Origin of the sequence: Saccharothrix lopnurensis (genome assembly GCF_042658445.1) — a bacterium.
GTDB lineage: Bacteria > Actinomycetota > Actinomycetes > Mycobacteriales > Pseudonocardiaceae > Actinosynnema > Actinosynnema lopnurensis.
The window spans coordinates 30,730-43,051 of the sequence record NZ_JBHSQO010000043.1; the positions used below are offsets into that span (position 1 = coordinate 30,730).

Genomic DNA, 12,322 nt, shown 5'->3' on the forward strand with positions numbered 1-12,322 from the left:
GGTTGACGAAACCTCGGTGCCGATCTTGTCACTGTGCGTGATTCCTCGAACACACAACATTTGTGACGGACCGGCTACGCACCGTGGGTGATACGGGATGTGACGCAACTGATTTGGATTCGATCCAGTCAAGAGACGTAAGGTCGGGGCGTGACACCCGACTTCGAGGCGCAGCTGCGGTCGGTCTCGTTGCGCGTGACCCGTCCGCGGTTGGCGGTGCTCAAGGCGCTGCACGACCACCCGCACGTCGACACCGAGACGGTGATCTCGCTCGTGCGGGTCGAGCACCCCACCGTGTCCCACCAGGCGGTTTACGACGTGTTGCGGGCGTTGACCGACACCGGGCTGGTGCGCCGCATCCAGCCCGCCGGCGTGACCGCCCGCTACGAGTCCCGGGTGGGGGACAACCACCACCACGTCGTGTGCCGCTCCTGCGGCACGATCGCGGACGTCGACTGCGCCGTCGGTCACAGCCCCTGTCTCACCGCCTCGGACGACCGCGGTTACGCGGTCGACGAGGCAGAGGTCGTCTTTTGGGGCACCTGCCCCGACTGCTCGGCCGACCACACCGCCGAAGATCAGCCAGCCGGAAGGACGTAGATGAGCGACCCCAGGCCAACGCCCACCTCCAGTGCGCAGGGCGTGGACCAGAAGGCCGCGGCAGGCTGCCCGGTCGCGCACGACTCCGCGACCTCGCACGGCAGCGAGAGCGAGAACCCGGCGATCGACTCGCCGACCCCGAAGACGGGCGGCCGCCCGCGCACCAACCGCGACTGGTGGCCGAACCAGCTCGACCTGTCGGTGCTGCACGCCCACTCGTCGAAGAGCAACCCGCTGGGTGCGGCCTTCAGCTACGCCGACGAGTTCGCCAGGCTCGACGTCGAGGCCCTCAAGCGCGACATCACCGAGGTGCTGACCACCTCGCAGGACTGGTGGCCCGCCGACTTCGGCCACTACGGCGGCCTCATGATCCGCATGAGCTGGCACGCCGCCGGCACCTACCGCACCCACGACGGGCGCGGCGGGGCCGGTGACGGCGGCCAGCGCTTCGCCCCGCTCAACAGCTGGCCCGACAACGCCAACCTGGACAAGGCGCGCCGGCTGCTGTGGCCGGTCAAGCAGAAGTACGGCCGGCAGCTCTCGTGGGCCGACCTGCTCGTGCTCGCCGGCAACGTCGCCCTGGAGTCCATGGGCTTCAAGACCTTCGGCTTCGGCTTCGGCCGCGAGGACGTCTGGGAGCCCGAGGAGATCTTCTGGGGCCCCGAGGACGCCTGGCTGGGCGACGAGCGCTACGTCAGCGAGGCCGAGATGGCGCCCGAGGTCGGGGCGACCGAGATGGGCCTGATCTACGTCAACCCCGAGGGGCCGCGCGGCAACGCGGACCCGCTGGCGGCGGCGCACTTCATCCGGGAGACCTTCGGCCGGATGGCGATGAACGACGAGGAGACCGTCGCCCTCATCGCCGGGGGCCACACCTTCGGCAAGACCCACGGCGCCGGCGTGGCCGACGGCCACGTGGGCGCGGAGCCCGAGGGCGCCCCGCTGGAGGCGCAGGGCCTGGGCTGGCTGAGCACCCACGGCAGCGGCAAGGGCGCGGACACGATCACCAGCGGTCTGGAGGTGACGTGGACCGACGTGCCGACGCAGTGGAGCAACCGGTTCTTCGAGATCCTCTTCGGCTACGAGTGGGAGCTCACCACGAGCCCCGGCGGCGCCAAGCAGTGGGTCGCCAAGGACGCCGAGGAGATCATCCCGGACGCCCACGACCCGGCGAAGAAGCACAGGCCGACGATGCTCACGACCGACCTGTCGCTGCGCGTCGACCCGGCGTACGAGAAGATCTCCCGCCGCTTCCTGGAGCACCCCGACGAGTTCGCGCTGGCCTTCGCCAAGGCGTGGTACAAGCTGCTGCACCGCGACATGGGCCCGGTCAGCCGCTTCCTCGGGCCGTGGGTGCCCGAGGTCCAGCTGTGGCAGGACCCGGTGCCGGCCGTCGACCACGAGCTCGTGGGTGACGCCGACATCGCCGCCCTCAAGGCGAAGGTCCTGGAGTCCGGCCTCACCACCGCCCAGCTGGTCACCACCGCCTGGGCCTCGGCCGCGAGCTTCCGCGCCACCGACAAGCGCGGCGGCGCCAACGGCGCCCGCATCCGCCTGGAGCCGCAGCGCGGCTGGGAGGTCAACCAGCCCGAGCAGCTCGGGAAGGTGCTGGAGGTGCTGGAGGGCGTCCGGCGCGACTTCAACGACGCGGGCGGCGCGAAGATCTCGCTCGCGGACCTGATCGTGCTGGCCGGCTCGGCGGCCGTCGAGAAGGCGGCGCACGACGCCGGCTTCCCGGTGACCGTGCCGTTCCGACCGGGCCGCACCGACGCCACGCAGGAGCAGACCGACGTCGAGTCGTTCGGGTTCCTCGAACCGCGCGCCGACGGGTTCCGCAACTACGTGCGCCCCGGCGAGAAGCTCCAGCCGGAGGTGCTGCTCGTCGACCGCGCCTACATGCTCGACCTGACCGCGCCCGAGATGACCGTCCTCGTCGGCGGCCTGCGCTCCCTCGGCGCCAACCACGGGGACACCCGGCACGGCGTCCTCACCGACCGGCCCGGCCTGCTCACCAACGACTTCTTCGTCAACCTGCTCTCGCCGGGCACCCGGTGGCGGGCGGCGGGGTCCGGGGAGCACGTCTACGAGATCCGCGACTCGGCCACCGACGAGCCGAGGTGGACCGCCACCTCGGTCGACCTCGTCTTCGGCTCGAACTCCCAGCTGCGGGCCCTCTCGGAGGTCTACGCGAGCCAGGACGCCGGCGAGAAGTTCGTGGCGGACTTCGTCGCGGCCTGGACCAAGGTCATGGAACTCGACCGGTTCGACCTCGCCTGATCCGGCTCCACCCGCGGGCCCGGCCGATCACGCGTGATCGGCCGGGCCCGTCCCGTTCCGGCGGGGCTCAGTCGACGCGGCGGGTCCGGTGCAGGGCGAACCACGCCAGCAGGGCCGCCAGCGCCAGGTAGAGGGCGGTCTCGGCCCACTGGAGGGACCAGAACCGGCTGTTCGGCTGGTGGGTGACGTGCTGCCGGTACCCCTCGGCGGCCAGGCGGTCGAAGCACGCCTCCCGGTCCACGGGGTCGTTCGCCACCGCCGTGCCCGCGCCGCTGCCCAGGCCGTTCGGGAACAGGCACCCGAAGAGCCAGGCGGGGGCGGCGACGGCGTTGCCCTCCCGGTCCACGGTCCGCTGCTCCAGCACCCAGGAGTGCTCGGGGACCGGCGCGTGGAGCTCCAGCTCCGAGCCGGCGCCGAGGAAGTACAGGGTCGTGCCCTCCGCGGAGGGGGCGCTGACCTGCTGCTCCGGCGGGAGCAGGTGGGGGCGGACCAGGTCGAGGGCGGAGACCTGGAAGACGGTGAAGAGCACGAGCGTGACCGCCATGGCCGGGACCGTGCGGCGCAGCAGGGCGCTGACGGCCACGCCCAGGGCGAAGGCGAAGACGGCGTGGGCGATGGGAACGACGCCCCGGGCGCCGAAGACCAGGGGTTCGATCCGCAGGGCGGCCGGGCCGTTCTCGGTGGCGATGGCGTCGACGGGGCTCGACCACCACCACACGAGCAGGCTGAACAGCCCGGTGGCGACCACCGCGGCCAGGGCGAGCAGCCCCGTCTTGGCGACCAGCCAGCGGGTGCGGGTCACGCCCTGGCTCCACACCAGCCGGTGGGTGCCGTGCTCCACCTCGCGGCTGATCAGCGGCGCGCCCCAGAACGCCCCGATGACGGCGGGGAACACGTGGAGGGCGGCGATGCCCAGGTAGTAGTAGGTGCTGTCGTCGGAGGTCAGCCCGGGGCCCGCCGCGGTGACGACCGGCCTGCCGACGCCCAGCAGCACGGCGGCGACGGCGGCCAGCAGGGCGGACACGGCGAGGGCGGACAGGCGGAACTGGCGCAGCGTCAGCCAGGTCACCGGAGGACCTCCAGGGTGGGGCGGGACGTCGCCGGCGCGGGCGGTTCCAGGTAGGCGATGACCAGGTCTTCGAGGCCGACCTCGCTCACCGCCCAGGCCGGGTCGAGGATCGGCGACCCCGTGCGCACGAGCAGCGTGCTCTGCCGGTCGGTGTGGCTCGCGGTGACGACGTGCTGGTCCGCGGGCAGCGTCGCGGGGTCGCGGCGCGGCCCGGTGAGCCTGCGGTGGGTGGCCAGCAGGTCGTCGATCTCCCCGGCGAGCACCACGCGGGAGCCGACCAGGGTGACGAGGTGGTCGCAGACCCGTTCGACGTCGGTGATCAGGTGCGACGAGAGGACGACGCCGACGCCGTGCTCCGCGACGGTCTCCATCAGGTCCTGGAGGAAACCGCGCCGGGCCAGCGGGTCGAGCGCGGCGACCGGTTCGTCCAGCAGCAGCACCTCGGGGCGCTTGGCGATGCCGAGGGTCAGGGCGAGCTGGGCCCGCTGGCCGCCGGAGAGCCGCCCCGCCCGCTGCGCCGGGTCGAGGCCGAGGCGCTCGACCCGGTCGCGGGCGAGGTCGGCGTCCCAGCCGGGGTTGAGCCGGGCGCCCAGGCGCAGGTGCTCGGCGACGGTCAGGCTCGCGTAGGTGGGGGCGTCCTGGGCGACGAAGCCGACCTTGGCCAGTTGGGCGGGGCCGCTGCCCGGCCGGCCGCCGCACACCTCGACCTCGCCCGCGGTGGGGGCGCTCATGCCGGCGGCGAGGTTGAGCAGGGTGGACTTGCCCGCGCCGTTGGGCCCGACCAGGCCGACGACGCGGCCCGCGGGGATCTCCAGCGTGCAGTCCGACAGGGCCCAGCGCTGTCGGTACCTCTTGCCCAGTCCCCGGGCTCGCAGCATCGCGGTCACGCCGTGTCCTCCACCGTCGAGGTGCGGAGGGTGGTCGTGATCAGCGCCTCGATGCCCTCGTCGTCCAGCCCGGACAGGCGGGCCTTGGCGATCCAGCGCCGCAGGTCCCTGGTGAGCGGGCCGAGCACGCCGGGCGCCACGCCGGGCAGGGTCGCGCAGACGAAGGTGCCGACGCCCGGACGCGCGGCGACCAGGCCCGCGTGCTCCAGCTCGCGGTACGCCTTGAGCACCGTGTTCGGGTTGATCGCCAACCGCGCGACGACGTCCTTGACCTTCGGCAGCTGGTCGCCCTCGCGCAGCAGGCCCAGCCTCAGCGCGTGGCGGACCTGCTGGACGACCTGCTGGTACGGCGACAGGCCGGACCCGCTGTCCAGGTGGAACTCGATCACTGCTTCCTCCATTTGACTAGCTGCCTAGCACTATAGGCAGCTAGTCGGAGGAGGAGCAACGGAGGGGGGCTCGGACGCGCGGACCCGGCTCAGCGCCAGCCGAGGGCGGGGGCGACGTGGGTGAGGATGTTGTCGAGCACGTGGGCGTTGTAGTCGACGCCGAGCTGGTTGGGCACGGTCAGCAGGAGCGTGTCGGCCTCGGCGATCGCCTCGTCCTCGGCCAGCTGCCCGACCAGGACGTCGGGCTCGGCGGCGTAGGTGCGGCCGAAGATCGCCCTGGTGTCGGCGTCGATGTGGCCGATGTGGTCGGCGCTGTCGCCGTCGCCGCCGAAGTAGGCCCGGTCGAGGTCGGAGGTGAGGGCGAAGATGCTGCGCGAGACCGAGACGCGGGGCCGGTGCTGCCACCCGGCCTCCGCCCACGCCTTGCGGAACGCCCGGACCTGCTCGGCCTGCTGCACGTGGAAGGGGGCCCCGCCCTCGTCGTTCTTGAGCGTCGAGCTCATCAGGTGCATGCCCTGCCGGGCCGCCCAGGCGGCGGTGGCGTTGGAGCCGGCGCCCCACCAGATCCGGTCCCGCAGACCCGGCGAGTGCGGCTCGACGCGCAGCAGCCCCGGCGGGTTGGGGAACATCGGGCGGGGGTTGGGCTGGGCGAAGCCCTTGCCCTCCAGCACCGCCAGCAGCACCTCGGTGTGCTTGCGGGCCATGTCGGCGTCGGTGTCGCCCTCGCCGGGCTGGTAGCCGAAGTAGCGCCACCCGTCGACGACCTGCTCGGGCGAGCCCCGGGAGAGGCCGAGCTGGAGCCTGCCGCCCGCGACGAGGTCGGCGGTGCCGGCGTCCTCGGCCATGTACATCGGGTTCTCGTAGCGCATGTCGACCACGCCGGTGCCGATCTCGATGCGCTCGGTCCTGGCGCCGATCGCGGCCAGCAGCGGGAACGGCGAGGCCAGCTGCCGGGCGAAGTGGTGGACCCGGAAGTAGGCGCCGTCCGCGCCGAGCTCCTCCGCGGCCACGGCCAGGTCGACGGCCTGCGCCACCGCGTCCGATGCCGTCCTGGTCCGCGAGTGCGGGCTGTCGGACCAGTGCCCGAAGGACAGGAAGCCGATTTTCTTCACGTCCGGGGGAACGCTTCACCGGGGTGGTTGATTCCTCAACCACCCCGGCGGGGTGGGAATCGGCGGGTCACGGACCTCGGCGGCGTCGAGACGGCGTGGGTGGTGGAGGTGAGGGGCCGTTGTCCGGGTGCTCCGCGGCGTTGCCGGACGTTGTCCGGGATCGGCGGCCCGAACGGTGGACGGGTGCGTTCCCGCTGGTCCGCAGGAGGTCGACCGGCCCGGACAACTGCCTTCGGGGTGGCCGTTGATCGACTTCGGTGCCTCGCCGGGCAACTGTCAACTGGGATCAGTCGTGACGAGGTTGTGACCACCTCACCCATGTGGCCCCGCCACCGTCCCAATAGCGTCCTCCCAACGCTGCGGAAGCGGTCAAACTCCGCTCGGGCACACCCGAACAGGTGGGAGGACCCATGTCACGTGCACGCTTAGTTCCCGCCGCACTCGCGGTCGCCGTGGTGGCGGCCGGCTGCGGTGCCGCCGAGAACGCCCCGTCGGGTTCGAACACCGACGCCGCCATCACCATCTTCAACACCGAGCCGGAGAACCCGCTCGTGCCCGGCAACACCACCGAGGTGGGCGGCAGCCGGGTCCTCGACCCGCTGTTCACCGGCCTCGTCGAGTACCGGGCGGAGGACGCGCAGCCCGCCAACGCGATGGCCGAGTCGATCGACACGACCGACTCGAAGGTCTTCACCGTGAAGATCAAGAGCGGCTGGACGTTCCACGACGGCACGCCGGTCACCGCCAAGAGCTTCGTGGACGCCTGGAACTGGACCGCCTACGGTCCCAACGCCACCCAGGGCGCCAGCTTCTTCTCCCAGATCGAGGGCTACGACGAGGTCCACCCGAAGGACCCCGACGGCGCGGACGGCCCGCAGGAGGCGCCGACGCCGACCGTCGAGGAGATGTCGGGCCTGGTGGTCGACCACGACCACCAGTTCACCATCACCCTGTCCGAGCCGTTCTCCGTGTTCCCGGTGACCATCGGCTACGAGGTGTTCGCCCCGCTGCCGGAGGCGTTCTTCAAGGACCGGGCGGCGTTCGAGGCCAACCCCATCGGCAACGGCCCGTTCAAGTACGTCTCGCGCACGGTCGGCACGGAGATCAAGCTGACCCGCTACGACGACTACAAGGGCGACGACAAGCCGAAGTTCAAGGACCTGACGCTGAAGGTCTACCAGAGCCGCGAGTCGGCCTACGCGGACCTCATCGCGAACAACCTCGACTTCATCGAGGAGCTGCCGCCGAACGCCCTGGCGGGGAAGAAGTACGAGACGGACCTCGGTGACCGGGTCGTGCAGCGCGAGACGCTGAACATGCAGACCATCGCGTTCCCGTTCTACCTCAAGCCCTACGACAACGCGGACCTGCGCCGCGCGATCTCCATGGCCATCAACCGCGAGGAGATCACCCAGCGCATCTTCGAGGGCACCCGCAAGCCGGCCGACGGCTGGGTGCACCCGCTGATGGAGGGCTACACCACCGGCCAGTGCGGCGACTACTGCACGTACGACCCGGCGAAGGCCAAGGAGGCGTTCGCGAAGTCCGGCCACACCGGGGACATCGTGCTGCTGTCCAACACGGACGGCGGCCACCAGGAGTGGGCCGAGGCGGTGGCGAACAGCATCAAGAACACGCTCGGCGTGGAGGCGCGGTTCGTGCCGTCGACGAGCTTCGGCGAGTTCCGCCAGAAGGTCAACGCGCACGAGATGACCGGCATGTACCGGGCGGGCTGGATCGCCGACTACCCGTCGATCGAGAACTGGCTCACGCCGCTGTACCGCACCGGTTCGTCCTCCAACGACGGGCTCTACTCGAACCCGGCGTTCGACGCGAAGCTGGCCGAGGCCGACCGGGCCCCCAGCGAGGAGAAGGCCATCGAGCTGTACCTGGAGGCCGAGCGGATCATGGCCCCGGACATGCCGACCATCCCGCTGTGGACCCAGTTCACCGTCGGCGGCAGGTCCGACCGGCTCAAGGTCGCGAACCTCGACCCGTTCCGCGCCCTCGACCTCGAAACCGTGGAAGTGGCGTAGCCCTCGGTGTGATCGGGCCGGTCCGGGCGCGCCCCGGGCCGGCCCCCGGCGGTGGGAGGCTCCGTTGGGGCGCTACGTGCTGCGCAGGCTGTTGCAGATGGTCCCGGTGTTCCTCGGGACCACGTTCCTGATCTACGTGATGGTGTGGGCGGTCCCCGGCGACCCGTTCGAGGGCAAGTGCGGCGACCGGGACTGCCCCGAGTCGTACGTGTCGGCGATGCGGGAGCGGTTCAACCTCGACGACCCGCTGCTCGTGCAGTACGCCAAGTACCTGGGCAACCTGGTGCGGGGCGACTTCGGGCTGACCTCGTCGGGGCTCCAGGTCGCGGACCGGATCGCGGCGACGTTCCCCGTCACGCTCAAGCTCGCCCTGGTGGCGCTGGCCGTCGAGGCGGTCATCGGCATCACCGCCGGCGTGGTGTCCGGGCTGCGCAACCGCGGGTTCCTGGACAGCCTGGTGCTGGTCTCGACGCTGTTCCTCATCTCCATCCCGGTGTTCGTCACCGGCTACGTGGTGCAGCTGGTGTTCGGCCTCCAGCTGGGCTGGATCTCACCGACCGTGACCAGCCCGACGATCGGCAACCTGATCGTGCCCGGCTTCGTGCTCGCGTCGCTGTCCATGGCCTACGTGGCGCGGCTGTCGCGGGCGAGCATCTCCGAGAACCGGCGGGCCGACTACGTGCGCACGGCGCTGGCCAAGGGCCTGCCGCCGCGCCGGGTGGTGGGCGTGCACCTGCTGCGGAACTCGCTGATCCCGGTGATCACGTTCCTCGGCACGGACCTGGGCGCGTTCCTGGGCGGCGCGATCGTCACCGAGGGCATCTTCAACGTGCCCGGCGTCGGCGGCCTGGTGTTCCGCTCGATCCTGACCAAGGACGGCGCGATGGTCACCGGCGTGGTCACCGTCCTGGTGCTCGTGTACCTGCTGATGACGCTGCTGGTGGACCTCCTCTACGCCGTCCTGGACCCGAGGATTCGCTATGACTGAGCAGATCGCTTCGCTGGTCGACGAACGTCCCCGCGGCCTGTTCGGCGACGCCTGGCACGCCCTGCGCCGCCGCGTGCTGTTCTGGGCGGCCGTGTCGATCATCTCCCTGGTCGTGCTGATGGCGCTGTTCCCCGGCCTGTTCGCGGCCGGCGACCCGAACCTGGCGCAGCTGTCCCGCTCGCGCGGCGCGCCGTCGGCCGAGGCGTGGTTCGGCTACGACAACCAGGGCTACGACATCTACACGCGGGTCGTGCACGGCGCGCGGGCGTCCATCGTGGTCGGCCTGCTGTCCACGGTGGGCGTGGTGCTGGTGGGCGCGACGATCGGCATGTTCGCCGGGTTCTACGGCGGGTGGCTCGACGCGGTGGTCTCGCGCATCGCGGACGTGTTCGTGGGCGTGCCGTTCGTGCTGGGCGCGATCGTCATCCTGACCACGCTGAACGCGGGCGGCGACGCGGGCACGGTGCGGATCGTCGCGCAGGTCGTGCTGTCGCTGTCGGTGCTGTCCTGGCCGGTGGCGATGCGGATCATGCGGTCCACCGCCATCGCCGCCAAGCAGCAGGACTACGTGAAGGCGGCGCGGGCGCTCGGCGCGTCGCCGTCGCGGATCATCACCAAGCACATGCTGCCCAACTGCGTGGCGCCCGTGCTGGTGTACTCGACGATCGCGCTCGGCGCGTTCATCGGCGCCGAGGCGACCCTGTCCTACCTGGGCATCGGGTTGCGCCAACCGGTCGTGTCGTGGGGCGTGATGATCAACAGCGCCAAGGACTACCTGCGCGTCGCGCCGCACGCGCTGCTGTTCCCGGCCGGGTTCCTGACCGCCACCGTGCTGGCGTTCGTGATGCTGGGCGACGCCGTGCGCGAAGCCCTCGACCCCAAGTTGCGGTGAGGTGGGCTGTGCTGGAAGTGGAGGACCTGCACGTCGAGTTCCGCACGCGCGACGGCGTGGCGCGGGTGCTCAACGGCGTGAGCTACCGGGTGGCGGCGGGCGAGACGCTGGCCGTGCTCGGGGAGTCGGGGTCGGGCAAGAGCGTCACCGCCCAGGCCGTCATGGGCATCCTGGACACGCCGCCCGCGTTCGTCACCCGCGGCTCGGTGCGGTTCCACGGCGAGGAGCTGCTGACCGCCTCGCCGGAACGGCGGCGCGCGGTGCGGGCGTCCGGCGTGGCGATGATCTTCCAGGACGCGCTGTCCGCGCTGAACCCGGTGTTCACCGTCGGGTTCCAGATCGAGGAGCAGCTGCGGCTGCGGCGCGGCCTGAGCCGCAAGGACGCGCGGACGCGGGCGATCGAGCTGCTGGACCTCGTGCGCATCCCGTCGGCCAAGCAGCGGGTCCGCGAGTACCCGCACCAGTTCTCCGGCGGCATGAGGCAGCGGGCGATGATCGCGATGGCGCTCGCGCTCAACCCCGAGGTGCTCATCGCCGACGAGCCGACGACCGCGCTCGACGTGACCGTGCAGGCGCAGATCATGGACCTGCTGCGGGAGATCCAGCGCGAGCGGTCCATGGGCCTGGTGCTGATCACGCACGACCTGGGCGTGGTCGCGGAGGTCGCGGACCGGATCGCGGTCATGTACGCGGGGCGCATCGTGGAGGAGGCCGACGCGGTGTCGCTGTTCCGCTCGCCCGGCCACCCCTACACGGCCGCGCTGATGCGGTCGCTGCCCCGCCTGGACTCGTCGAAGCACTCGGCGCTGGAGACCATCAAGGGGCTGCCGCCGAGCCTGCTGCGCATCCCGCCGGGGTGCCCGTTCCACCCGCGGTGCCCGCGCGCCGAGGCCGTGTGCGCGGTGGACGTGCCCGCGTTCGTGCCGCTGGGGCCGGGGCGGGGCAGTGCGTGCCACTTCGCGGAGGAGGTCGTCCGTGGCTGAGCTGCTGGAGGTCCGGGACCTGGTCAAGCACTTCCCGGTGACGCGCGGGGTGCTGTTCCGGCGCACGATCGGCCAGGTGCGCGCCGTGGACGGCGTGTCGTTCTCGCTGGCGGCGGGGGAGACGCTGGGCGTGGTCGGCGAGTCGGGCTGCGGGAAGTCGACGCTGGCCCAGGTGCTGATGCGCCTGGAACCGCCCACGTCCGGCACGGCCCTGTTCGAGGGCGAGCCGATGTTCCCGCTCCGGGGCGCGGCGCTGAAGGCGTGGCGGCGGGACATGCAGATCGTGCTCCAGGACCCGTACACCTCGCTCAACCCGAGGATGACCGTCGGCGACATCGTCGGCGAGCCGTTCGACATCCACCCGGAGGTCGCGCCGAAGGGGTCGCGGGCGGGGCGGGTGCGGGAGCTGCTCGACGTGGTCGGCCTGAACCCGGAGCACCTCAACCGCTACCCGCACCAGTTCTCCGGCGGGCAGCGGCAGCGGATCGGGATCGCGCGGGCGCTGGCGCTGCGGCCGAAGGTGATCGTGTGCGACGAGCCGGTGTCCGCGCTGGACGTGTCCATCCAGGCGCAGGTGATGAACCTGCTGGCGGGGTTGCAGGGCGAGTTCGGGCTGTCGTACGTGTTCATCGCGCACGACCTGTCCGTGGTGCGGCACCTGTCCGACCGGGTGGCCGTGATGTACCTCGGGAAGATCGTGGAGATCGGCACCGAGCGGGAGATCTACGAGCACCCCACGCACCCGTACACGCAGGCCCTGCTGTCGGCCGTGCCGGTGCCCGACCCGGAGCTGCGCGGGCAGCGGGACGTGATCCGGCTGACCGGTGACGTGCCGTCGCCGATCGACCCGCCGTCGGGCTGCCGGTTCCGCACCCGGTGCTGGAAGGCGCGCGACGTGTGCGCGACCGAGGAGCCGCTCCTGGTGGACCGCGGCGGCCACCCCAGCGCGTGCCACTTCGCGGAGGAGCGCCACGTCGTCCCCTGAGCCGGGTCGCCGGACACGAGGCCGACGCCCGGGGGACCGGCGTGGCCGTGGGCGCCGGTCCCCCGGGTGACCCCCGTCCCGGGGACCGGCGTCGGCGCGGCCGA

General features: G+C 71.7%; 11 protein-coding genes. 7 read left to right on the plus strand and 4 right to left on the minus strand.

Annotated features, from left to right (window positions below; genetic code table 11):
* Window positions 1-150 precede the first annotated feature (150 nt).
* The gene (locus ACFP3R_RS29400) at window positions 151-600 is read left to right on the plus strand and encodes a Fur family transcriptional regulator (protein ID WP_380640586.1); all 450 of its coding nucleotides are present in this window, start codon (window positions 151-153) and stop codon (window positions 598-600) included.
* On the plus strand, window positions 601-2,877 hold the full coding sequence (gene katG, locus ACFP3R_RS29405; protein WP_380640588.1) for a catalase/peroxidase HPI: 2,277 nt from the start codon (window positions 601-603) through the stop codon (window positions 2,875-2,877).
* Window positions 2,878-2,944: 67 nt separating this feature from the next.
* On the opposite strand, the gene ACFP3R_RS29410 is transcribed toward katG, so the two are convergent.
* From ACFP3R_RS29410 to ACFP3R_RS29425, 4 genes are all read right to left on the minus strand, one after another.
* A complete protein-coding gene (locus ACFP3R_RS29410; RefSeq protein WP_380640590.1) occupies window positions 2,945-3,946 on the minus strand; it encodes an ABC transporter permease subunit in 1,002 nt (333 codons plus the stop codon).
* Window positions 3,943-4,824, minus strand: a complete 882-nt coding sequence (locus tag ACFP3R_RS29415; protein WP_380640656.1) for an ABC transporter ATP-binding protein — start codon at window positions 4,822-4,824, stop codon at window positions 3,943-3,945. The genes ACFP3R_RS29410 and ACFP3R_RS29415 overlap by 4 nt, the downstream gene beginning before the upstream one ends.
* A 5-nt stretch (window positions 4,825-4,829) precedes the next feature.
* Window positions 4,830-5,234, minus strand: a complete 405-nt coding sequence (locus ACFP3R_RS29420; RefSeq protein ID WP_380640592.1) for a GntR family transcriptional regulator — start codon at window positions 5,232-5,234, stop codon at window positions 4,830-4,832.
* Window positions 5,235-5,311: 77 nt separating this feature from the next.
* A complete protein-coding gene (locus ACFP3R_RS29425; RefSeq protein ID WP_380640594.1) occupies window positions 5,312-6,334 on the minus strand; it encodes an LLM class flavin-dependent oxidoreductase in 1,023 nt (340 codons plus the stop codon).
* A gap of 410 nt (window positions 6,335-6,744) precedes the next feature.
* On the opposite strand from ACFP3R_RS29425, the gene ACFP3R_RS29430 reads away from it, so the two are divergent.
* The 5 genes from ACFP3R_RS29430 to ACFP3R_RS29450 all read left to right on the plus strand — a co-directional run bounded on the left by ACFP3R_RS29430 (window position 6,745) and on the right by ACFP3R_RS29450 (window position 12,218).
* Entirely contained in the window at window positions 6,745-8,370 is a 1,626-nt protein-coding gene (locus ACFP3R_RS29430; protein WP_380640596.1) for a peptide ABC transporter substrate-binding protein, read from the plus strand.
* A gap of 64 nt (window positions 8,371-8,434) precedes the next feature.
* On the plus strand, window positions 8,435-9,358 hold the full coding sequence (locus ACFP3R_RS29435) for an ABC transporter permease (protein ID WP_380640598.1): 924 nt from the start codon (window positions 8,435-8,437) through the stop codon (window positions 9,356-9,358).
* Window positions 9,351-10,250, plus strand: coding sequence for an ABC transporter permease (locus ACFP3R_RS29440; RefSeq protein WP_380640600.1), 900 nt, complete (start codon window positions 9,351-9,353; stop codon window positions 10,248-10,250). The genes ACFP3R_RS29435 and ACFP3R_RS29440 overlap by 8 nt, the downstream gene beginning before the upstream one ends.
* 8 nt (window positions 10,251-10,258) lie before the next feature.
* Window positions 10,259-11,233, plus strand: a complete 975-nt coding sequence (locus ACFP3R_RS29445; protein ID WP_380640602.1) for an ABC transporter ATP-binding protein — start codon at window positions 10,259-10,261, stop codon at window positions 11,231-11,233.
* On the plus strand, window positions 11,226-12,218 hold the full coding sequence (locus tag ACFP3R_RS29450) for an ABC transporter ATP-binding protein (protein ID WP_380640604.1): 993 nt from the start codon (window positions 11,226-11,228) through the stop codon (window positions 12,216-12,218). The genes ACFP3R_RS29445 and ACFP3R_RS29450 overlap by 8 nt, the downstream gene beginning before the upstream one ends.
* The last annotated feature ends 104 nt before the right edge of the window (window positions 12,219-12,322 follow it).

Bases quoted from the DNA above. Each gene is read 5' to 3' on its own strand.
- ACFP3R_RS29415 (WP_380640656.1), bottom strand. From the start codon at position 4,824: ATGCTGCGAGCCCGGGGACTGGGCAAGAGGTACCGACAGCGCTGGGCC.
- ACFP3R_RS29420 (WP_380640592.1), bottom strand. From the start codon at position 5,234: ATGGAGGAAGCAGTGATCGAGTTCCACCTGGACAGCGGGTCCGGCCTG.
- ACFP3R_RS29430 (WP_380640596.1), top strand. From the start codon at position 6,745: ATGTCACGTGCACGCTTAGTTCCCGCCGCACTCGCGGTCGCCGTGGTG.
- katG (WP_380640588.1), top strand. From the start codon at position 601: ATGAGCGACCCCAGGCCAACGCCCACCTCCAGTGCGCAGGGCGTGGAC.
- ACFP3R_RS29440 (WP_380640600.1), top strand. From the start codon at position 9,351: ATGACTGAGCAGATCGCTTCGCTGGTCGACGAACGTCCCCGCGGCCTG.